Source organism: Achromobacter sp. 2789STDY5608615 (assembly GCF_001298995.1).
GTDB lineage: Bacteria > Pseudomonadota > Gammaproteobacteria > Burkholderiales > Burkholderiaceae_B > Achromobacter > Achromobacter insuavis.
The window spans coordinates 171,135-193,212 of record NZ_CYTY01000005.1; the positions used below are offsets into that span (position 1 = coordinate 171,135).

Here is a 22,078-nt window from a genome sequence, read left to right on the forward strand (position 1 = left end):
CTCCAGCGCCTGGACGATGCGCATGTGCTCGCCCTGGGTATGGCTGCGGCGGCCCTGCTGCATGTCGATCCAGCGCACGAAATGGATGCGGGCGTTGACGCTTTCCAGCGCCCGCACGAATTCCTCGTTGCGCGAATAGCGCGCCAGCGTCAGGTGGAATGCCTCGTCCAGCTCCAGCAGGCGGGTCGCGTCGCTGTCCTCGGGCACGTCGCGCGAGCGTTCGACAAACGCGCGCAGCGCCGCCAGCTCCTCGTCGGTGGCGCGCTCGCAGGCGGCGCGCACGATGCCGGCCTCGAGCACCGCGCGGTATTCATAGAGGCTGTGGATCTGCTTGGCGTCCAGCAGCCGCGCAATGAAGCCGCGGTTCACCGAACGGGTCAGGAAGCCCTCCACCATCAGCTGGTTGAGCACCTCGCGCAGCGGCGTGCGGCTCACGTTCAGGCGCCGGGCCAGCTCGACTTCGTTGATGCGTTCGCCCGGCTTGAACTCGAAACTCACCGCCATCGCCTTGACGGCGTTGTACAGCTCGGCCTGGCCGGCCATGGTGCGGGCTGCGGGTCGGGATGGCGTCATGAGAGTGTCGGCCGCCTGGGCGCTCCGGGTGGGGATGAAGTGCATACTAAAGTGCATACACTTTGCGCCACAACCCGGGTTTGCCCGCAAGACGCGCGACAACAATCCGCCCCCAAAAATTTGGGAACGGGGAGATCAGACAGGGAAAAGACCCGCGCGCCAACCGCGCGCGGAAGTCAGGATCAGACGCCCGTGTCGAGCGTGTAATGAGCGCCGTCGCGGTTTTCCAGCGTCAGCGTGGACAGCACCGGCGTCACCGCCGTGGCGTCCTCGCGCACGTGGATACGCAGATTGGCCAGCGGCACGTCCCAGCCGCCCGTGGCGGCTTCGGCCGTCACGCCGGCCACCAGCGCCAGCCGTTCGGCCACCTGGCGCGCCTGGGCGGCGCGGGCGTCGATCCGCAGCAGGCCGCGGGCGCCGTTGGGATGCGCCATCAGCTCGGGCGACCAGACGCACTCGGGCGTCAGGTGACGACAGAAATACATGCGGATGCCGGGCAGCGGTTGCTCGGCGAAACGCACGGTATGGAAACGGGCCTCGACTTCCTGGCCATCCAGCATGGCGGGACGGGACAGTTCCTGCATCGGATTGACGGCGAAGCCCGCCTTGAGCAGGCGCTCGCGCGTGGCCTCGGCGTCATAGGTGCGGAACACCAGCGCCTCGAGCCCGAAGGGCGAATCGGCGATTTCCTTGCGCGCCGGCGGCGCGCCGGGCGGCCAGCCCAGCAGTTCGACGTAGGTGCCTTCGAGCACGATCAGGCGGTTGCACGAACCGAGGTTGTGCACCGCCTTATCGCTCAGGTGGAAACCCTGGCGCTCGAAGTGCGGCGCCAGCGCATCCAGCCGGTCCCGCACCATGACCACGGCGTGGTCGAACTCGGTCTGGCCGACGGCATGCAGCATGGCGTTATCCGCTCAGACCAGCTTGCCGTGGCACTGCTTGTACTTCTTGCCGCTGCCGCACGGGCACGGATCGTTGCGGCCCACCTTGGGCAGCACGTTGCGCACCGGCTGGGCGCCCGTGTCCTCGGCCGACTGGGCCAGGGCCTCGTCGTAGTCGGAGTGGTGATACTGCACGTTCTGCACGTGGGACTGGGCGGCTTCGGCCTCGGCCTGCTCGACCTGTTCGGACGACTGCACGCGCACCGTCATCAGCACGCGCACCACGTCGTCGCGGATGCGGTCCAGCATGCCCGAGAACAGTTCGAAGGCTTCGCGCTTGTATTCCTGCTTGGGGTTCTTCTGCGCATAGCCGCGCAGATGGATGCCCTGGCGCAGGTAATCCAGCGCCGACAGGTGTTCGCGCCAGTGCGTGTCGATCGCCTGCAGCATGATCGAACGCTCGAACTGCGACCACGACTCGGTGCCGACCTGGTCGACCTTGCCCTGATAGATGTCGCGGGCCGCCGCGATCACGCGTTCGCGCAGATCCTCGTCGGTCAGGTTGGCTTCCTTCTCGAGCATCTCGGTCAACGGCAGGTGGACCTGCCAGTCGGCCTCCAGCGCCTTTTGCAGGGCCGGGATGTCCCACTGCTCTTCCACCGATTCCGGCGGCACGTAGGTGTTGAACAGGTCGACCACCGCGGCGTCGCGCAGGTTCTCGACCGTGGCGCCGACGCTGGCCGCTTCCAGCACGTCATTGCGCTGCGAGTACAGCACCTTGCGCTGGTCGTTGGCGACGTCGTCGTATTCCAGCAGTTGCTTGCGGATGTCGAAGTTGCGGCCTTCCACCTTGCGCTGCGCGGTTTCGATGGAACGCGTCACCATGCCGGCCTCGATCGGCTCGCCCTCGGGCAGCTTGAGGCGCTCCATGATGGCGCGCACGCGGTCGCCCGCGAAGATGCGCATCAGCGAATCTTCCAGCGACAGGTAGAAGCGCGACGAACCCGGGTCACCCTGGCGGCCGGCACGGCCGCGCAGCTGGTTGTCGATACGGCGCGATTCGTGGCGCTCGGTGCCGATGATGCGCAGGCCGCCAGCGGCCTTCACCTGCTCGTTGAGCGGCTTCCAGTCGGCACGGACCTTCTCGATGCGCGCGGTCTTTTCGGCTTCGGACAGCGATTCGTCGGCGCGGATCAGGTCGATCTGCTTGTCGACGCTGCCGCCCAGCACGATGTCGGTGCCGCGGCCCGCCATGTTGGTGGCGATGGTGATGTGGCCCGGCTTGCCGGCTTCGGCGACGATCTCGGCTTCACGCGCATGCTGCTTGGCGTTCAGCACTTCGTGCGGCAGCTTGGCCTTTTTCAGCAGGCCCGACAGCAGCTCGGAGTTCTCGATGCTGGTGGTGCCCACCAGCACCGGCTGGCCGCGTTCGTGGCAGTCGCGGATGTCTTCGAGGATGGCGTTGTACTTTTCCGCATCCGTCTTGAAGACCTGGTCGTTCTGGTCCTTGCGGATCATGGGCTTGTTGGTCGGGATGATGACCGTCTCGAGCCCGTAGATTTCCTGGAATTCGTACGCTTCCGTATCGGCCGTGCCGGTCATGCCGGACAGCTTCTCGTACATGCGGAAGTAGTTCTGGAAGGTGATCGACGCCAGCGTCTGGTTCTCGTGCTGGATCTTCACGCCTTCCTTGGCCTCGACCGCCTGGTGCAGGCCATCGGACCAGCGGCGGCCCACCATCAGGCGGCCGGTGAATTCGTCGACGATGATGACTTCGCCGTCCTGCACCACATACTGCTGATCGCGGAAGAACAGCGTATTGGCGCGCAGCGACACCATCAGGTGGTGCATCAGCGCGATGTGGCGCGGGTCGTACAGCGACTCGCCCTCGGGCAGGATGCCCAGGCGCGCCAGGATGCCTTCGGCGTTGACGTGGCCGGCTTCCGACAGGTAGACCTGCTGGCTCTTCTCGTCGACCCAGTAGTCGCCCTCGGGTTCCGGTTCCTGCGGCTTGGGCTCGCTGGCCATGCGGGTCAGCAGCGGCGGCACCGCGTTCATGCGGATGTAGAGCTCGGTGTGGTCTTCGGCCTGGCCGGAGATGATCAGCGGCGTGCGCGCCTCGTCGATCAGGATCGAGTCCACTTCGTCGACGATGGCGTAGAACAGGCCGCGCTGGCGCCGGTCGTCAACACGGTATTCCATGTTGTCGCGCAGGTAGTCGAAACCGAATTCGTTGTTGGTGCCGTAGGTGATGTCGGCGGCGTAGGCGGCCTTCTTTTCCTCGTTCGGCTGCTGCGGCACCACCACGCCCGTGGACAGGCCCAGGAAGTGATACAGGCGCCCCATCCACTCGGCGTCGCGGCGGGCCAGGTAGTCGTTCACCGTGACCACGTGCACGCCCTTGGCGGCGATCGCGTTCAGGTAGACCGGCAGCGTGGCCATCAGCGTCTTGCCTTCACCCGTGCGCATTTCGGCGATCTTGCCGCTGTGCAGGGCAATGCCGCCCAGCAGCTGCGCGTCGAAGTGGCGCATGCCGAATACCCGTTTGCCAGCCTCGCGCACGACGGCGAAGGCTTCGGGCAGCAGGTCGTCGAGCGACGTGCCCTGTGCATGGCGGGAACGGAATTCCGCGGTCTTGGCCGCCAGCTCCGCATCGGAGAGCGCGGAGATCTTGGGCTCCAGCCCATTGATCTGGGTTACCAGCTTGCGATACTGCTTAAGCAGCCGGTCGTTGCGGCTACCTATGAGTTTTTTGAGCAGAGAAACCATGCGTATGTCGGCCGCACGAGCCCCGCCGCGCCCGCATGGGGCCAGGGCGGCGTCGCCCGTGACTTGATTTATTTGGTTGAGCGGGGGTCCGCTGGGAAACGAACCAGTTTAACGCACCTGGCGCGTAATAGCCTGGACCTATGGCCAGGGTGGCACTGTAGCCCGGATCGGGCGTCAGCGCGCGGCGCTGCCGCCGCCGGCTTGCGCCACCGTCGGCGGGGCATTCTGCTGCGGCCCGAGGAACAGCCGCGGATCCAGCGGCTGTCCGGCCAGGCGGACCTCGAAATGCAGGTGCGGCCCGGTGGAACGGCCGGACGAACCGACCCGCGCCACCTGCTGGCCCCGCTCGACCAGCTGCCCCTGCTTGACCATCAGGGACGAGGCGTGGGCATAGCGTGTAATCAGACCGTCTCCATGGTCGATCTCGACCATGTTGCCGTAGCCGGGTTGAAACTTGGCTTCCAGCACCACGCCGCCCGAGGCCGCCAGGATCGGCGTGCCCGGCGGCGCGGCGAAGTCCAGCCCCTCATGCATGGCCGAGCGCCCGGTCACCGGGTTGCGGCGCCAGCCGTAGGAAGAGCTGAGATAGGGGTAATCGGTGATCGGCATCGCCGTCGGCATGCGGGCCTGGTCGGCCGAACGCCGGGTCAGCGCCGCGTCCAGCAGCTTGAGGTTGTCGGTCTGCAGGGCCAGCCGTTCCTGGATCTCGTCCAGCTGGCGGCCCAGGGCTTCGGCCGAGGCGGCGCTGGGCGGCGTGCCCTCGGTGAACAGATCGTCCATCACCTGGGTGGCCTCGGGGGCATGTTGGGGGTCGGCCGGAACCGACGTCAGCTGCTTGGCCACTTCGGGATCGGTGTAGGCCACGCCCGCCACCTTGGCCACCCGCTGGCCCAGGCCATCGATGCTGGCCAGCTTGGCCTGCAGCGCGCCCACCTTGGCGGCCAGCAGGTTCATGTTGCCGCGCAGGAAGTCCGCATCGCGTCCCGGCTGTTCGGACAGCGGCCAGCCGACCGTGTGTACGGCGGGCAGGATGGGTGTAATGTAGCGCTGAAGGGCGGCGCCAAAGATGGCGGCCGTCATCAGCGCGCCCCCCCCCCAGAAACAACGCCAAGCGCGCGCCTCCCAGGGTGAAATGCCCGTCCTGCCCGTCGCGGGCGTGCATAATCACGATTTTCAAGGTTTGCTTCCTAATTCTCAGAGCCGGGATGAATAGACCCACTTCATACCGTCAACGTTCCAGTTCCAGCCGGCGAGGGGAAAATACCGCCCTGGGATGGCTGGGTCATGACATGCGGGGCGCCGGGGTACTGGCGACCGCCCGCAAGCACTTGCAAATCCAATATGCGGTGGCGGCGATCCTGCCCGCCCCGTTGGGCTCCGTCTGCCAGGTCGGCAAGCTGGAAAACCAGCGCCTTCAACTGGTGGTGCCCAGTGCCGCGCACGCGGCGAAGATGCGTCAATTGGCCCCGCGCATCGCGCAGGCCTTGGCGGACCAAGGCTGGAACCTTAACGAAATTGCGGTGAAGGTACAAGCCGGCCTGCCCAAGCCCGGCGCCCGCAAGCCGCTGCCGCCCAAGGAGGCCCAGCCGCTCGGAACAACCGCGCTGGGCGCCTTCGAGACCCTGCACGACAACCTGCGCCCCGGCCCGCTGGCCGACGCGGTCGCCAAGCTATTGAAGCACCACAAGGGTAGCTGAGATAACCGGACTTGTCCGGACGCCCGCCATCGGGATGGCGCCTTCGGACCGATGTCCGGGTGTGGCGCGCCCCGCGGATTGCACCTGGACGGCGCTGGCGGGCACAAGGATGGCGACCGGCGCCATCCAATGAAAATGGCCGGATGTCAGCCGGGGACTGTCCCCGGCGCACCAGCCATCAGCGACGACAGACCAGCCTCAGGCCAGCTGCCATTCGTGCCGGAACGCCTGCGGCGCTTCGGCTTGCGATTCGTAGGTCACCAGTTCCCAGGCGTCGCGCTGCGCCAGCAGCGCGCGCGCCAGCTGGTTGTTCAGGCCGTGGCCCGACTTGCACGCCACGTAGCGCGCCACCAGCGGCTTGCCCAGCAGATACAGGTCGCCGATGGCGTCCAGGATCTTGTGCTTCACGAATTCGTCGTCGTAGCGCAGGCCGTCGCTGTTCAACACCCGGTATTCGTCCATGACGATGGCGTTGTCCAGGCTGCCGCCGCGGGCCAGGCCCATCGAGCGCAGAGCCTCGACTTCGTTGACGAAGCCGAAGGTGCGGGCGCGCGCGATCTCGCGCACGTACGAATGGGTGGCGAAATCGATTTCGGCGAAATTCGCGGTCGAGTCGATGGCGGGGTGGCGGAAGTCGATCGAGAAGGCCAGCGCGTACCCTTCATGGGGTTCGAGCCGGGCCCACTTCTCGTTGCGGCCTTCGCCCTCGCGCACTTCCACCGTCTTCAACACGCGGATGAACTGCTTCGGCGCGTTCTGCTCGACGATGCCGGCCGAGCGCAACAGGTACACGAAGGTTGCCGCACTGCCGTCCATGATGGGGACTTCTTCGGCAGTGAGGTCGATATGCAGGTTGTCAATGCCCAGGCCGGCCAGCGCCGACATGAGATGTTCCACCGTGGACACGCGCACGTTGCCCTGCTGCAGCACCGAGGCCATGCGCGTATCGCCCACGCCGGTGGCCTGCGCGGGCAGGTCGACGACTTCGGGCAGATCGACGCGGTGGAACACGATGCCCGTATTGGGCGCCGCCGGGCGCAGGGTGAGCTCGACCCGCCGTCCGGAGTGGACGCCGACGCCTGTCGTGCGGACGAGATTCTGAATGCTGCGCTGTCGGAACATGAGACTAAGGTATTTTGAGCCAGGAAGCCGGCAAGATGACAAGAGATTGCCGGCGTAACTGACGTATTGTAACTCTGTCCGGTTCTCAACGCCATCAAAGCGTCAGGACCGACCGATAAAACCGTCCCCTATTCAAGCCGTGCAAGGGAAACACGGGCCGCTCCGCCTCCGGCTTGCCTGCGGGGACAGGCAAGCCGGAGATGAGGGAGTGCATGTAGAGCCTGAAACCAGGCTCCAGGTTCAATCCGCCTGCTTACGCAGGAACGCCGGGATGTCGAAATGATCCATGCCCGAGCTTTCCAGCGCGCGCACCTGGGCCGACGCCTGGCTGCGCGGGTTGCGCATGACAGACGGCATGTCCAGATTGCGGTAATCACCCTGACCGGCGGCCGGCATCGTGCCCATGGGCATGTTGTCGGTGCCGGTGCGCAGCACTTCAGCGGTGGTCTGCACCAGTTGCGGACGCGCCTGCGCACGGCCCAGGCCGGTCGCAACCACGGTCACGCGCAGGTTTTCACCCATCGATTCGTCGTAGGCGGTGCCGAAGATCACGGTCGCGTCGTCCGAAGCGTAGCTGCGGATCGTTTCCATGATTTCGCGCGTTTCGCGCATCTTCAGCGAGCGGCTGGCGGTGATGTTGACCAGCACGCCGCGCGCGCCGTTCAGGTCCACGCCTTCCAGCAGCGGGCAGGCAATGGCGTGCTCGGCGGCGACGCGGGCGCGGTCAGCGCCCGAAGCCGATGCCGTGCCCATCATGGCCTGGCCCTGCTCGCCCATGATCGTCTTGACGTCTTCGAAGTCGACGTTGACGTTGCCTTCGACGTTGATGATTTCGGCGATACCCGCGCAAGCGTTGTGCAGGATGTCGTCGGCCGAACGGAAGCAGTCTTCCTGCGTCGCGTCCTCGTCCATCAGCTCATACAGGTTCTCGTTGAGCACCACGATGAGCGAATGCACGTGCTTGGCCAGTTCGGCGATGCCGTCCTCGGCCATCTTCAGGCGCTTGTTGCCTTCGAACGTGAAGGGCTTGGTGACCACGCCCACCGTCAGAATGCCCAGCTCCTTGGCGACTTCGGCCACGACCGGGCCTGCGCCCGTGCCGGTGCCGCCGCCCATGCCCGCGGTGATGAAGACCATGTGCGCGCCGTTCAGGGCAGCACGGATCTCTTCACGCGCGGTTTCGGCCGACGCGCGGCCTTGTTCGGGCTTGGCGCCCGCGCCCAGGCCGGTGCGGCCCAGGCGGATCTGCACCGGGGCGTTGGTCGCCGCCAGTGCCTGCGCATCGGTGTTGGCGCAGATGAAATCCACGCCGTGCACGCCGCTGCGAATCATGTGCGCCACGGCATTGCCGCCCGCACCGCCCACACCAACGACCTTGATTACGGTCCCTTTGGTGTTGTTCTCAAGCATCTCAAAGTTCATCATGATGACTCCCTCACAAGTCCGATTTGCAAATCACAAAAATTCCCCAACAACCTATATTTTGTGAATCGCCTCAAAGCCGAAGCCGACTGCTTTGGTCCGCAACGGGTTTGAGACGCCTCCCCTTTCTGGCCCGGCCCGCCCTACCGCTGCGGATCGTGCCAAGGAGCAGGCCCCAACCTGCCCCCCCTCTTTAATTCATGAACCATTCCTTCATGCGCGCCAGCAGGCTCTTGAAATTGCCGGTCTGCGCGGCCACCTTGCGGCCGCGCACACGCTGCATGCGCGCTTCCTGCAGCAGGCCCATCACGGTCGAGAAGCGCGGATTGCGCATCACGTCGGCCAGGCTGCCTTCGTATTCGGGCACCGCCACGCGTACCGGCTTGAGGAACACGTCCTCGGCCAGTTCGATCATGCCGGGCAATTGCGCCGAGCCGCCGGTCAGCACCACGCCGGAAGCCAGCAGGTCCTCGTAGCCAGAGTCGCGCACCACCTGCTGCACCAGCGTGAACAGCTCTTCGACGCGCGGTTCGATCACGGCGCCCAGCGCCTGGCGCTTGACCTGGCGCGGGCCGCGGTCGCCCAGGCCCGGCACTTCCACCGACTCGTCCGGGCTGGCCAGCACCTGCTTGGCCACGCCGTAGCGCAGCTTGATTTCCTCGGCATCGGGCGTCGGCGTGCGCAGCATGGCCGCGATGTCGTTGGTGATCTGGTCGCCAGCGATCGGCAGCACGGCGGTGTGGCGGATCGCGCCGCCGGTGAAGATCGCCACGTCGGTGGTGCCGCCGCCGATGTCCACCAGCACGACGCCCAGTTCCTTTTCGTCGGCGGTCAGCACGGCCAGGCTCGAGGCCAGCGGCTGCAGGATCAGGTCCTGCACTTCCAGGCCACAGCGGCGCACGCACTTGACGATGTTCTGCGCGGCGCTGACGGCGCCGGTCACGATGTGCACGCGCACTTCCAGGCGCAGGCCGCTCATGCCGATCGGCTCGCGGATGTCTTCCTGGCCGTCGACGATGAACTCCTGCGTCAGCACGTGCAGCACCTGCTGGTCGGTCGGGATATTCACCGCCTTGGCGGTCTCGATGACGCGGGCGACGTCGGTGGCGGTGACTTCCTTGTCCTTCACGGCGACCATGCCGCTGGAATTGAAGCTGCGGATATGGCTGCCGGCGATGCCGGTGTAGACGTCGCGGATCTTGCAATCCGCCATCAGCTCGGCTTCTTCAAGCGCGCGCTGAATCGAATTCACAGTGGTCTCGATATTGACGACCACGCCCTTGCGCATGCCGCGCGATTCATGCTGGCCGAGGCCGAGCACTTCGAATCGCCCTTCGGGCAGGATTTCAGCCACCACAGCCACCACCTTGCTGGTGCCGATATCGAGGGCGACGATAAGGTCCTTGATGTCACGGGTCATGGCGTTAGCGTTTCTTGGGAGGTTTCGGTGTGGATTTGGGTTTGTTTGCTGACGGAGGCAACGGGGCCAGCGCCAGGGCGAAACCATTGGGATAGCGCAGGTCGGCCTGTGTGATGGTGCGCCCTTCCAGGCGCCCCGCCACGGCGGGCCAGGCCTGCACGAAACGTTGAATGCGCGCCGCGAACGGCAGCGCGCCGGGCAGGCCGTGCGGATCCGGCGCATCGGCGCCCGGATCGCGGCCCAGGTCCAGCAGCATGCCGTTGGACAGCACCACGCGCCAGGCGTAGCGCGGACTCAGCTCCAGCTGCTTGACGTGCATATCGAGCGGCGCGAACCAGCGCGCCAGTTCGGCGTAGCGTTGCACCACCAGCGACTCGGTGCCCTCGGGCCCGGAGAACTGCGGCAGCACCGTCTCGTCGTCCATCTCGCCCGTGTTGGCCGTGAACGCCTCGCCCCAGGTGTTGATCATCTGGTTCTCGTTCCACAGCGCCAGCGGCTGCTGCTCCTCGATGCGCACGCGCAGCACATTGGGCCAGATCCGCCGCACGGTGGCATGGCGCACCCACGGCACCGACTCGAAGATCTCGCGCGCGTCGTCCAGGTCCACCGTGAAGAAGTTGCCCTTGAAGCGCCCCGCGATCGCCGCGCGCACCGCGCCCGGCGACACATAGTGCAGCCCGGTGTCCGGCGTGGACTCCAGCTCGATCGCCGACAGCGTGAAATACGGACGCTGCGCCACCCACACCACGCCCGCCAGGAGCATGGCGCAGACCGCCAGCACGGCGAGCGTGTTGGCGATCAGGTTGGTCGTGCGAGCGTCGTTCCACACAGAATGTCCGGGTCAAGTATTGCGGGCGGCGCTGTGCAACTTGCACGAGGCGTCGGCCAAAATCGCCACGCACAGCTCGGCATAGCTCATGCCGGTGGCGCGGGCCGCCATCGGCACCAGCGAATGGCTGGTCATGCCGGGCGAGGTATTCATTTCAAGCAGCCAGGGGCGGTTGTCGGCGTCCAGCATGAAGTCGGCGCGGCCCCAGCCCTCGCAACCCAGCACGCGATAGGCGCGCACCGCGATGTCAGCGACTTCCTCAGCCACGGCCGGCGGCAGCGCCGCCGGGCAGAAGTACTGCGTGTCGTCGGAGAAGTACTTGTGCTCGTAGTCGTAGTTGCCACCGGGCGCGGCGATCTCGATCACCGGCAGCGCGCGCGCGGTCTTGCCGCTGCCCAGCACTGCCACGGTCAGCTCGCGGCCCTGGATGAACTGCTCGGCCAGCACCTCGGCGTCGAACTTGGCGGCCAGGGCGTAGGCGTCCTTCATGTCGGAATAGCCCACGACCTTGGTGATGCCCACGGTCGAGCCCTCGTGCGGCGGCTTGATGATGAGCGGCAGGCTCAGGCGGTCCGGCACCAGGCGCAGCTCGGTGTCGGCGTCCAGCAATTCGAATTCCGGCGTGGGCAGGCCATGCTGCAGCCAGACGCGCTTGGTCATGGTCTTGTCCATGGCCAGCGCCGAGGCCAGCGGGCCGCTGCCGGTGTAGGGAATGCCCAGCAATTCCAGCGCGCCCTGGATCGAGCCGTCTTCGCCGAAGCGGCCGTGCAGCGCGATGAAGACGCGCTCGAAGCCTTCGGCGGCCAGCTCGGCCAGGCTGCGTTCGCCCGTGTCGAACAGGTGCGCGTCGACGCCGGCGCTGAGCAGCGCCTGGTGCACGCCGGCCCCGGACATCAGGGACACTTCGCGTTCGGCGGAACGGCCGCCGTACAACACACCCACCTTGCCGAATTTCGCGCTCATGCCAATTCTCCAACTTGGGCCGGGACCTTGCTGATCGAGCCCGCCCCCATGACGATCACCACGTCGCCATCGCGAACGAAATCGACCACCGCCTGCGGCAGGTCGGCCACGTCCTCGACGAACACCGGCTCAACCTTGCCCGCCACGCGCAGGGCGCGCGACAGCGCGCGGCCGTCGGCGGCCACCAGCGGCGGCTCGCCGGCGGAATAGACCTCGGTCAGCAACACCGCGTCGGCCGTGCCCAGCACGCGCACGAAATCCTCGAAACAGTCGCGGGTGCGCGTGTAGCGGTGCGGCTGGAACGCCAGCACGATGCGGCGGTCGGGCCAGGCGCCGCGGGCGGCGGCCAGCGTGGCGGCCATTTCCACCGGATGGTGGCCGTAGTCGTCGATCACCGTGAAGGTGCCGCCGCCATGCGCGGCCGGCACCGGGAATTCGCCCGTCTGCGTGAAGCGGCGGCCCACGCCCTTGAACGAGGCCAGCGCGTCGCAGATGGCTTCATCGGCCACGCCCAGCTCGGTCGCCACGGCGATCGCCGCCAGCGCGTTGCGCACGTTGTGCAGGCCCGGCAGGTTCAGTTCCACCTGCAGCGGCGGCAGCAGCGTGTCGCGGTGGCTGCGCTGCACGTTGAAGCGCATGCGCGTGCCGTCGGCCTGGACCTCGTAGCCGCGCACCATCGCGTCTTCGTTCAGGCCGTAGGAGGTGATCGGACGCGACACGAACGGCATGATCTCGCGCACGTTGGCGTCGTCGGTGCACAGCACCGCGCTGCCGTAGAACGGCAGGCGCTGGGTGAATTCGATGAACGCGCTCTTGAGGCGGGCCACGTCGTGGCCGTAGGTGTCCATGTGGTCCGCGTCGATGTTGGTCACGATGGCCATCACCGGCAGCAGGTTCAGGAACGAGGCGTCGGACTCGTCGGCCTCGACCACGATGTAGTCGCCCTGCCCCAGCCGCGCGTTGGCGCCGGCCGAATTCAGGCGCCCGCCGATCACGAAGGTCGGGTCCAGGTCGCCCGCGGCCAGGATGCTGGCCACCAGGCTGGTGGTGGTGGTCTTGCCATGCGTGCCGGCCACCGCGATGCCGCGCTTCAGGCGCATCAGCTCGGCCAGCATGATGGCGCGCGGCACCACCGGAATGCGCGCGGCGCGGGCCGCGATGACTTCGGGGTTGTCGCCCGCCACCGCCGTCGACGTGACGATGGCGCCGGCGCCGGTGACGTTGCTGGCGACGTGGCCGATGGCGATGTTCACGCCCAGGCCGGCCAGGCGGCGCGTCACGGCCGACTCATTCAGGTCGGAGCCGCTGATGGTGTAGCCCAGGTTGAGCAGCACCTCGGCGATGCCGCTCATGCCGGAACCGCCGATGCCTACGAAATGGATATGCTGGATTCTGTGTTTCATGATGAACGCCCCGCTGCTTGTTCACAGACGTCGGCGATATGCGCCGCCGCTTCCGGGTGCGCGTGCGCGCGGGCCCGTTCTGCGACGGCTTGCAGTTCTTGACGGGAACGCTGACCCAGCCAGTCCGCCAGCCACTCGGGGCTGAAGGCGTTCTGCGGCTGCAGCCATGCGGCCTGCGCGTCGCTCAGGAAGCGCGCGTTGGCGGTTTGATGGTCATCGATGGCATGCGGCAGCGGCACGAACAGCGCCGCCACGCCGACGGCGGCCACTTCGGACACCGTCATGGCGCCCGCGCGGCAGACCAGCAGGTCGGCATCGCCCATGGCGCCGGCCATGTCATCGATGAAGGCGCGGCAGTCGGCCGCCACGCCCGCCTGGGCGTAGGCCTGCTGCAGCGCCGGCAAATGTTGTTCGCCGGCCTGGTGCACCACCACCGGACGGTTTTCCTGCGGCAGGCGCGCCAGCGCTTGCGGCACGGCGGTATTGAGCGCCTGGGCGCCCAGGCTGCCGCCCACCACCAGCAGCCGCAGCGGACCGCTGCGGCCGGCATAGCGCTGCGCCGGATCGGGCAAGGCGCACAGGTCGGCGCGCACCGGGTTGCCCATGGCTTCGCCCTTGGGCAGCACGCCGGGGAAGCCGCTCAGCACGCGGCGCGCCATCCTGGCCAGCCACTTGTTGGCGGTGCCGGCCACCGCGTTCTGCTCGTGCACCACCAGCGGCGTGCCGCGCAGCGTCGCGATGACGCCGCCGGGGAAGGCGACATAGCCGCCCATGCCCAGCACCACGTCCGGACGCACCGACGACAGCCGCGCCCAGGCCTGGGCGAAGGCGCGCACCAGCAGGAACGGCAGCTTCAGCAGCGCCGTCACGCCCTTGCCGCGCACGCCGGCGAAACGCAGCGGCACCAGTTCGATGCCGCGCGGCGGCACCAGCTTGCCTTCCATCTTGTCCGGGTTGCCCAGCCACAGCACGCGCCAGCCGCGCTGGCGCAGCACATCGGCCACGGCCAGGCCGGGCATGATGTGGCCGCCGGTGCCGCCGGCCATGATCAGGATGGTGCGCGACGGCGCGGTCATACCCGTCCTCCGCGCATCATGATGCGGTTTTCCACATCGACCCGTATCAGCATGGCCAGGGCGCACAGATTCATCACCACGCCCGAACCGCCATAGCTCATCAGCGGCAGCGTCAGGCCCTTGGTCGGCAGCAGCCCCAGGCACACGCCCATGTTGATGAAGGCCTGTACCCCGAACCACATCGCCACGCCGTGCGCCACCAGGCCCGCGAACGTGCGTTCCATGGCAATGGCCTGGCGGCCGATGTCGAAACCGCGATAGACGATGATGGCGAACAGCGTGATCACCAGCATCACGCCGGCGAAACCCAGTTCCTCGCCCACCACCGCCATCAGGAAGTCGGTATGCGCTTCGGGCAGGTAGTGCAATTTCTCGACGCTGGCGCCCAGGCCCACGCCCAGCCATTCGCCGCGTCCCAGGGCGATCAGCGAATGCGACAGCTGGTAGGCGCTGCCGTAGGCGTTGTCTTCGTTCCAGGGATCCAGGTAGGCGAACAGGCGTGCGCGGCGCCACGGCGACAGCCAGATCAGCATCAGGAAGGTGCTGACCAGCACCGCCAGCAGGCTGCTGAAGTACTTGCCGTTGATGCCGCCCAGGAACAGGATGCCGATCGCGATCGCCACGATCACCATGAAGGCGCCCAGGTCGGGCTCGAGCAGCAGCAGCATGCCGACGCCGGCCAGCGCGAACGCCATCGGCAGGAAGCCGCGGGCAAAGGCCTGCATGTGTTCCTGCTTGCGCACCGTGTAATCGGCGGCATAGAGCAGCGCGGCCAGCTTCATCAGTTCGGACGGCTGGAAATTCAGCGGACCCAGCGGAATCCAGCGATGCGCGCCGTTGACCTCGCGGCCGATGCCGGGCACCAGCACCGCCACCAGCAGCACCATCGCCACCACGAACAGCGGCACCGCCAGGCGTTGCCACACGCGGATCGGAATCGCCAGCACGACGGCGCCCGCCACCAGGCCGGCGGTGACGAACAGGCCATGGCGGATGACAAAGTAGTAGCGGCCATAGGAGGCATAGCGCGGGCCGTCGGCCAGCGCGATCGACGCCGAATACACCATCAGCAAGCCGAGCAGCAGCAAGGTCGACGCCGCAATCGCGAGCGGCATGTCGAAATTACGCATGCGGGTACGGCCGGGCCGTACGGCGTTGACGCTGGCGGTGAGATCGGCGATCAGGCTCATGCCACCTCTCCCCGGTCGCGGGCCAGGTCTTCGACCTCTTCCACGAACACTTGCCCGCGGTGCGGGTAATTGCGGAACATGTCCATGCTGGCGCAGGCGGGCGACAACAGCACGGCGTCGCCGGGCTGCGCCAGGTCGGCGGCGCGGCGCACGGCGTCGCGCAGCGAGTCCACGGCGATGCAGTCGACGCCGGTCGCGGCCAGCACGCGGCCGATCTCCGGACCGTCCTGGCCGATCAACAGCACCGCGCGCGCATGGCGCGACACCCCCGGGATCAGCGGCGAGAAGTCCTGCCCCTTGCCCAGCCCCCCGGCGATCAGCACTACCGGCTGGCCCAGGCCTTCCAGCGCGGCCACGGTGGCGCCGACGTTGGTGCCCTTGCTGTCATTGATGTAGTCGACGCCGCCGATGTTGCGCACGAAGGCAGCGCGATGCGGCTCGCCCGCGTACTCGCGCAGGGTGCGCAGCATGGCACCCCAACCCAGGTCCAGGCAGCGCGCAAGCTGCAATGCGGCCAGCGCGTTCAAGGCATTGTGGATGCCGCGGATGCGCAGCGCATCGACCGGCATCAGGCGGCTCATGCGGCCCTTGGCGCGCACCGGCTCCGGCGCGTCCTTCTTGCGGCGCACGGGCGCCACGGGCTCGTCGAAATCGACCGGTTCGGCCGCGACCAGCCAGGCCACGCCCTGGCCCAGCTCCAGGCCCATGTCGCCGACCAGCGCCGGCACGTCACGGCCGAAACTGCGCACGGGCATGGCGTCCAGCGACGGCACCATGTCCACGGTATACGGATCGTCGCGGTTGACGATGGCGATGCGCGCCATCTTCAGCAGGCGCGCCTTGGCGCGGGCGTAGGCGTCCATGCCGCCGTGCCAGTCCAGGTGATCCTGCGTCACGTTGAGCACGACGGCGGCATCGGCCATCAGCGTGTGCGTGGTCTCGAGCTGGAAGCTCGACAGTTCCAGCACCCACGCCTGCGGCAGGTCGTCGGCGTCCAGCGCCCCCATCAGCGCGGTCAGCGCGGCCGGGCTGATGTTGCCCGCGGCCAGCACCGACAGGCCGCTGGCCTCGAGCAGGTCGCGCGTCAACGCGGTGACGGTGGTCTTGCCGTTGGTGCCGGTCACGGCCAGCACGCGCGGACGGTATTCACGGGTCTCGGCCAGCTCGGCCAGCGCCCGCGCAAACAATTCGATCTCGCCGATGACTTCGATGCCGCGGGCCTTGGCCTCGCGCAGCAGATCGCCGGCCGGCGCGCCTTCGGGCGCCAGTCCCGGGCTGATGACGACCTGGTCCACGCCATCCAGCAGCGCGACATCGAAAGACGTGTCGCAGCCCAGCCGGTATTCCACCTCGGCCTGCGCCAGCGCGTCTTGCAGCGCCGCCAGGCCGCCCGGCTCCGCGCGCGTGTCGGCCACCCGCAGGCGGGCGCCCTGGCGGGCGCTCCAGCGTGCGGCGGCGACACCCGACTCGCCCAATCCGAGGATCAGGACGAGCGGCGCATCGGCGCGGGAGGTTTCCATCGTATTCATCGCAACTTCAGGGTTGAGAGGCCAATCAGCACCAGCATCATGCTGATGATCCAGAAACGCACGACCACCTGGGTTTCCTTCCAGCCGCCCACTTCGAAGTGATGATGCAGCGGAGCCATGCGGAATATGCGTCTACCTGTTCCATAACGTCGCTTGGTGTACTTGAACCACGTCACCTGGATCATCACCGACAGGGTCTCGACCACGAACACGCCGCCCATGATGAACAGCACGATCTCCTGGCGCACGATGACCGCGATGGTGCCCAGCGCGCCGCCCAGCGCCAGCGCGCCGACGTCACCCATGAAGACCTGCGCCGGATACGCGTTGAACCACAAAAATGCCAGCCCCGCGCCGCCGATCGCCGCGCACAGCACCATCAATTCCGATGCGCCGGGGATGTACGGGAACAGCAGGTACTTCGAATAGTCGACGCGGCCGACCACGTAGGCGAAGATGCCGAGCGCGCTGCCGACCATCACGGTGGGCATGATCGCCAGGCCATCCAGGCCGTCGGTCAGGTTGACGGCGTTGCTGGTGCCGACGATCACGGCCCAGGTCAGCGCCACGAAGCCGAGCACGCCGAGCGGATAGCTGACGGTCTTGAAGAACGGCACGATCAGGTCGGCGCGCGTCGGCAGCGACATGGTGAAGCCGCTGCCCACCCAGGCCTTGAAGAGCGGCCACAGCTCGGTGTTGGCGGGCGCCGACACGGCGAACGCCAGATAGACCGCAGCCACCAGGCCGATGGTCGCCTGCCAGAAGAACTTCTGGCGCGCCGGCATGCCTTCCGGATCGCGATAGACCACCTTGCGGTAATCGTCCATCCAGCCGATCCAGCCGAAGCCGAACGTCACCAGCAGCACCACCCACACGAAACGGTTGGTCCAGTCGGCCCACAGCAGCGTGCTGATGGCGATGGAAATCAGGATCAGCACGCCGCCCATGGTGGGGGTGCCGGTCTTGACCAGGTGGGTTTCCGGACCGTACGAACGCACGGCCTGGCCGATCTTCATCTCGGTCAGCTTGCGGATCACGCGCGGACCGGCCACCAGGCCGATCAGCAACGCCGTGGCGCACGCCAGCACCGCGCGCAGCGTGATGTACTCGAACACGCCCAGCGCGCGCACATCATCGGAAAGCAGACGGGCGATCTCAAGCAGCATGGTTGTCCCCCTGCCCCTTGGACGCTTGTCCGTCATTGGAAATAAAAGCCGTCACTACCCGCTCCATGCGCATAAAGCGCGATCCCTTTATCAATACGCAGGACGCGCGCAGGCCGCGCAATGCGGCAACGACTTCGTCTACCGATGCGCAGGCGTGCGCGCCCGTGCCGTAGGCGGCAGCGGCCGCCCGGCTGGCATCGCCTAGCGTGATGAGCGCGTCGAGGCCAAGCTCGCGCGCGTAATTGCCCACCTCTTCATGCATGGCGGGGCCGTTGTCCCCGACTTCGCCCATGTCGCCCAGTACCAGGACACGCGTGCCGGCCATGCGGGCCAGCACATCGATGGCCACGCGAACCGAGTCGGGGTTGGCATTGTAGGTGTCATCAATGAGCAACGTTCCGCCACTCAATTTCTTGTGCTGCATGCGGCCCGCGACCGGGCTGAAACCGGCCAGCGCCCGCACGGCGACATCGAGCGGCGCGCCCGCGGCGATGGCGCTGGCGATCGCCGCCAGCGCATTGCGCAGGTTGTGCACGCCGGGCACCGGCAGCGTCAGGTCGGCGCTGCCCATCGGCGTCACCACGCGGCAGCGCGTCGAATCGACGTCCGCCAGGATCTGCTCGGCATAGACATCCAGACCGGGCTGCAGGCCAAAACGCAGCGCGCGGCGCGGCGCGGCCAGCTTGTCCCAGATCGCCGCGTAGGGCTCGTCGCCGGGATAGACGGCCACGCCGTCCGCCGGCAGCGCCGCGATGGCGGCGCCGTTTTCCAGCGCCACCGCTTCCACGGTGTGCATGAATTCCTGGTGTTCGCGCTGGGCATTGGTCACCAGCGCCACGCTCGGCGCCGCGATGGCGGCCAGCTGGGCGATCTCGCCCGGATGGTTCATGCCGAGCTCGAACACGGCGGCGCGATGTTCCGGACGCAGGCGCAGCAGCGTCAGCGGCACGCCGATGTCGTTGTTCAGGTTGCCGGCGGTCGCCAGGCGGCCCGCCTCGCCGCGCCAACCCGCCAGCATGGCCGAGATCATTTCCTTGGTGGTGGTCTTGCCGTTGCTGCCGGTCACCGCCACCACAGGCAGCGTGAAGCGGGCGCGCCAGGCCGCGCCGATGCGCATCAGCGCCACGCGGGTATCGCCCAGCACCAGTTGCGGCAGGGTCGAATCCGGCACGGCATGCGCCACCACCGCGGCGCAGGCGCCACGCTCCGCGGCCTGGTCCAGGTAGTTGTGGGCGTCGAAGTTGTCGCCCACCAACGCCACGAACAGCTCGCCGGCGCCGATGCGCCGGGTGTCCGTCGACACGCCCTTGACCAGCGGCAGCAGCAGCGCCAGCCGCGCCCACTCACGGTCATCGAACGGCAGTTTCTCGCCGCCAATGTCCTGGTAGGTTTCGTGACCCTTGCCCGCCAGCAGCACCACGTCTTCAGGCGCGCTGGCCCAGACGGTCTGCATGATGGCGCGGGCGCGGTCGACCTGGACGTCGGCGCCAGCCTCGGCCGGAATGCCCGCCAGGATCTGCGCCACGATGGCCTCGGGCGATTCGCTGCGGGGGTTGTCGCTCGACACCACCACGTGATCGGCCAGCTCGGCGGCGATGCGGCCCATTTCCGGACGCTTGCCCGGATCGCGCTCGCCGCCGCAGCCGAACACGCACACCAGGCGGCCGGCGCGCGCCTGCGCCACCGGACGCAGCGCGGTCAGCGCGCGCGCCAGCGCGTCGGGCGTATGGGCATAGTCGACCACCACCAGCGCGCCACGGCCGGCATTGGCCTGGGTGCTGGCGGCAACGGGTTCCACCGTCTGCAGGCGGCCATCGACCGGATCGGTCGCGGCCAGCTCACGCGCGATCTGCGCGAACGGCAGGCCCAGCTTGTACAGCACGCCCGCCACCAGCAGCAGGTTGGAGACGTTGTGCGCCCCCAGCAGGCGCGTCACGATCTGCGCCTCGCCATGCGGCGACACCAGGGTGAAGATCTGTCCTTGCGCGGTGGCCTGCAGGTCACGCGCGCGCATCGCGGCCGGAATCGCCGGATCCGCGCTCAGGCTGTAGCCCATCACCGACAGGTCGGACGGCAGCGAAGCGATCAGGCGGCGGCCGGCTTCGTCGTCGGCGTTCACCACCGCGGCGCTCAGGCCGGGCCAGCGGAACAGGCGCGCCTTGGCGGCCTCGTAGCTTTCCATGGTGCCGTGATAGTCGAGATGATCGCGGGTCAGGTTGGTGTAGGCGGCCAGCGCCACCCGCACGCCGTCCATGCGGCCCTGCTCGATACCGATCGACGACGCCTCCATCGCCACCGCCTTGGCGCCGGCGTCGCGCATGGCGGCCAGCAGGCGGTGCACGGTCAGCACGTCGGGGGTCGTGAGGCTGCCGCCCAGCGTCTGCCCGTCGGGCAGCACGGCGCCCAGGGTGCCGATGGTGCCGCAGGGCTTGTCGTTGCGGCCCAGCGCGTGGGCGATCCATTGCACCGACGAGGTCTTGCCGTTGGTGCCGGTCACGGCCACCACGGCCAGCGCCGACGACGGCCGGCCGTACCAGGTGTCGCCCAGCTCGCCCAGCAGGGCGCGCAGGCCGGTCACCGGCAACATCGGCGTATCGCCAGCGGCCGCCGCGGCCTCGATGGCCTCGGTCGCGGGCGCTTCGAACAACACCGCGCTGGCGCCCAGCGCCAACGCCTTCTCTATATATAGACGGCCATCGCTGGACAGCCCCGGGCAGGCGACGAACACATCGCCCGGCTCGATCTCGCGGGAGTCCAGCTTCAGGTGCGCGGTCAACGACACGCGCGAATGCAACCACGCCACGGCTTGTTCGACCGTGGCGGCGGGGGATGAGAGGAAGCCTTTGGCGCTCATCTGCCTGGCTCCTTGATACCAGCAACAATTGTCGATTCGAAGGGCGCGTCCGGCCGCACCCCCATCAGCCGCAGACTCCCGCCAACGATATGGGAGAACACGGGCGCGGCGATCGCGCCGCCGTAATAGCTGCCGACCGTGGGCTCGTCGATCGAGACGGCCACCACGATCTTGGGATCGGACACCGGGGCAAAGCCCACGTACGAGCTGCGGTAGCGCTGCATGCTGTACTTGCCGTCGACGATCTTGCGCGCGGTGCCGCTCTTGCCGGCCACGCGGTAGCCCTGGACCTGGGCGGCCTTGGTGCCTTCCGGGCCGGCGGCCGCTTCCAGCATGCCGCGCACCAGCGCGGTGGTCTTGGGCGTATAGATCTTGACGCTGGTCGGATCGCTGTCGCGCTTGACCAGGGTCAGCGACACCATGTCGCCGTTGCGCGCGAACACGGTGTAGGCGCGCGCCACCTGCAGCAGCGACACCGACAGGCCATAGCCGTAGGCCATGGTGGCCTTCTCGATCAGGCGCCAGCGGTCCCACGGACGCAGGCGGCCGGGGGCCGCGCCGGGGAATCCCACCTGGGGCGCCTGGCCCAGGCCCAGTTCGGTGAAGCGATCCCACATTTCACGGGATTCCAGCTTCTCGGAGATCATCGTCATGCCGATGTTGCTGGACTTGCGCAGCACGCCGGCCACGTCCAGCGTGCCGTTGCGGCTGACGTCGCTGATCGTGCTGCCCTGGTAGGTGAAGCGGCCGTTGCCGGTCTCGAACAGGGTCGAGGTGGTGATGCGGCCCAGGTCCAGCGCCAGCGCGGCGGTGAACGGCTTCATGATCGAGCCGGGCTCGAACGTGTCGGTGATGGCCTGGTTGCGCAGGTTGGCGCCGTGAAAGGTCTCGCGCTTGTTCGGATCGAAGGTCGGCACGTTGGCCAGCGCCAGGATCTCGCCGGTGTGGACGTCCACGACCACGGCGGTGGCGCCCTTGGCCTGGTGCTTGTCCATGGCGTCCTTCAGTTCCTTGAACACCAGGTACTGCAGGCGGGTATCGATCGACAGGCGCAGATCCCGGCCGTCCACCGGCAGCGTCACGGCCTGCACGTCCTCGATGACGCGGCCGAGCCGGTCCTTGATGACGCGGCGGCTGCCCGGGCGGCCCGACAATTGCTGGTTGAAGGTCAGTTCGACGCCTTC

Annotated in this window: 16 protein-coding genes and 1 pseudogene; 1 reads left to right on the top strand and 16 read right to left on the bottom strand. The window is 67.6% G+C overall.

The genetic code is table 11. The features are described from left to right. The 4 genes and pseudogenes from AOZ49_RS06310 to AOZ49_RS06325 form a co-directional block, all read right to left on the bottom strand. On the bottom strand, window positions 1-573 hold a 573-nt coding region (locus AOZ49_RS06310; RefSeq protein ID WP_054474688.1), incomplete at its 3' end, for a GntR family transcriptional regulator. A gap of 182 nt (window positions 574-755) precedes the next feature. Continuing rightward, window positions 756-1,475, bottom strand: coding sequence for a VOC family protein (locus AOZ49_RS06315; RefSeq protein ID WP_054433509.1), 720 nt, complete (start codon window positions 1,473-1,475; stop codon window positions 756-758). Window positions 1,476-1,487: 12 nt separating this feature from the next. Beyond that, window positions 1,488-4,223, bottom strand: a complete 2,736-nt coding sequence (gene secA / locus AOZ49_RS06320; RefSeq protein ID WP_054433508.1) for a preprotein translocase subunit SecA — start codon at window positions 4,221-4,223, stop codon at window positions 1,488-1,490. 174 nt (window positions 4,224-4,397) lie between these two features. Then, window positions 4,398-5,385 (bottom strand): annotated as a pseudogene (locus AOZ49_RS06325) (M23 family metallopeptidase). A 127-nt stretch (window positions 5,386-5,512) separates the two neighbouring features. Here AOZ49_RS06325 and AOZ49_RS06330 point away from each other — a divergent pair. After that, entirely contained in the window at window positions 5,513-5,920 is a 408-nt protein-coding gene (locus tag AOZ49_RS06330) for a flagellar hook-length control protein FliK (RefSeq protein ID WP_006392960.1), read from the top strand. Between the two features lie 198 nt (window positions 5,921-6,118). Here AOZ49_RS06330 and lpxC read toward each other — a convergent pair whose 3' ends face one another. The 12 genes from lpxC to AOZ49_RS06390 form a co-directional block, all read right to left on the bottom strand. Beyond that, window positions 6,119-7,042, bottom strand: a complete 924-nt coding sequence (gene lpxC / locus AOZ49_RS06335) for a UDP-3-O-acyl-N-acetylglucosamine deacetylase (RefSeq protein WP_054433506.1) — start codon at window positions 7,040-7,042, stop codon at window positions 6,119-6,121. Window positions 7,043-7,282: 240 nt separating this feature from the next. After that, complete coding sequence (gene ftsZ / locus AOZ49_RS06340) at window positions 7,283-8,467, bottom strand: cell division protein FtsZ (protein WP_006392958.1); 1,185 nt, start codon at window positions 8,465-8,467, stop codon at window positions 7,283-7,285. Between the two features lie 190 nt (window positions 8,468-8,657). Beyond that, entirely contained in the window at window positions 8,658-9,884 is a 1,227-nt protein-coding gene (ftsA, locus tag AOZ49_RS06345; protein ID WP_006217473.1) for a cell division protein FtsA, read from the bottom strand. Window positions 9,885-9,888: 4 nt separating this feature from the next. Then, window positions 9,889-10,713, bottom strand: coding sequence for a cell division protein FtsQ/DivIB (locus AOZ49_RS06350; protein WP_054474640.1), 825 nt, complete (start codon window positions 10,711-10,713; stop codon window positions 9,889-9,891). Between the two features lie 12 nt (window positions 10,714-10,725). Next, window positions 10,726-11,676, bottom strand: coding sequence for a D-alanine--D-alanine ligase (locus AOZ49_RS06355; protein ID WP_054474641.1), 951 nt, complete (start codon window positions 11,674-11,676; stop codon window positions 10,726-10,728). Continuing rightward, on the bottom strand, window positions 11,673-13,079 hold the full coding sequence (gene murC / locus AOZ49_RS06360) for a UDP-N-acetylmuramate--L-alanine ligase (protein ID WP_054474642.1): 1,407 nt from the start codon (window positions 13,077-13,079) through the stop codon (window positions 11,673-11,675). Before murC ends, AOZ49_RS06355 begins: the two co-directional genes overlap by 4 nt. Then, on the bottom strand, window positions 13,076-14,155 hold the full coding sequence (murG, locus tag AOZ49_RS06365) for an undecaprenyldiphospho-muramoylpentapeptide beta-N-acetylglucosaminyltransferase (protein WP_054474643.1): 1,080 nt from the start codon (window positions 14,153-14,155) through the stop codon (window positions 13,076-13,078). The genes murC and murG overlap by 4 nt, the downstream gene beginning before the upstream one ends. Then, a complete protein-coding gene (gene ftsW, locus AOZ49_RS06370; protein WP_006392953.1) occupies window positions 14,152-15,345 on the bottom strand; it encodes a putative lipid II flippase FtsW in 1,194 nt (397 codons plus the stop codon). The genes murG and ftsW overlap by 4 nt, the downstream gene beginning before the upstream one ends. Continuing rightward, window positions 15,342-16,874, bottom strand: a complete 1,533-nt coding sequence (gene murD / locus AOZ49_RS06375) for a UDP-N-acetylmuramoyl-L-alanine--D-glutamate ligase (protein WP_054474644.1) — start codon at window positions 16,872-16,874, stop codon at window positions 15,342-15,344. Before murD ends, ftsW begins: the two co-directional genes overlap by 4 nt. Beyond that, window positions 16,871-18,040 (bottom strand): phospho-N-acetylmuramoyl-pentapeptide-transferase, encoded by a 1,170-nt coding sequence (gene mraY, locus AOZ49_RS06380; protein WP_006392951.1) that lies wholly within the window; start codon window positions 18,038-18,040, stop codon window positions 16,871-16,873. Before mraY ends, murD begins: the two co-directional genes overlap by 4 nt. Further along, on the bottom strand, window positions 18,030-20,894 hold the full coding sequence (gene murF, locus AOZ49_RS06385; protein ID WP_054474645.1) for a bifunctional UDP-N-acetylmuramoyl-L-alanyl-D-glutamate--2,6-diaminopimelate ligase MurE/UDP-N-acetylmuramoyl-tripeptide--D-alanyl-D-alanine ligase MurF: 2,865 nt from the start codon (window positions 20,892-20,894) through the stop codon (window positions 18,030-18,032). The genes mraY and murF overlap by 11 nt, the downstream gene beginning before the upstream one ends. Next, a partial coding sequence (locus AOZ49_RS06390) for a peptidoglycan D,D-transpeptidase FtsI family protein (RefSeq protein WP_054474646.1) occupies window positions 20,891-22,078 on the bottom strand: 1,188 nt, incomplete at its 5' end. The genes AOZ49_RS06390 and murF, both read right to left, overlap by 4 nt.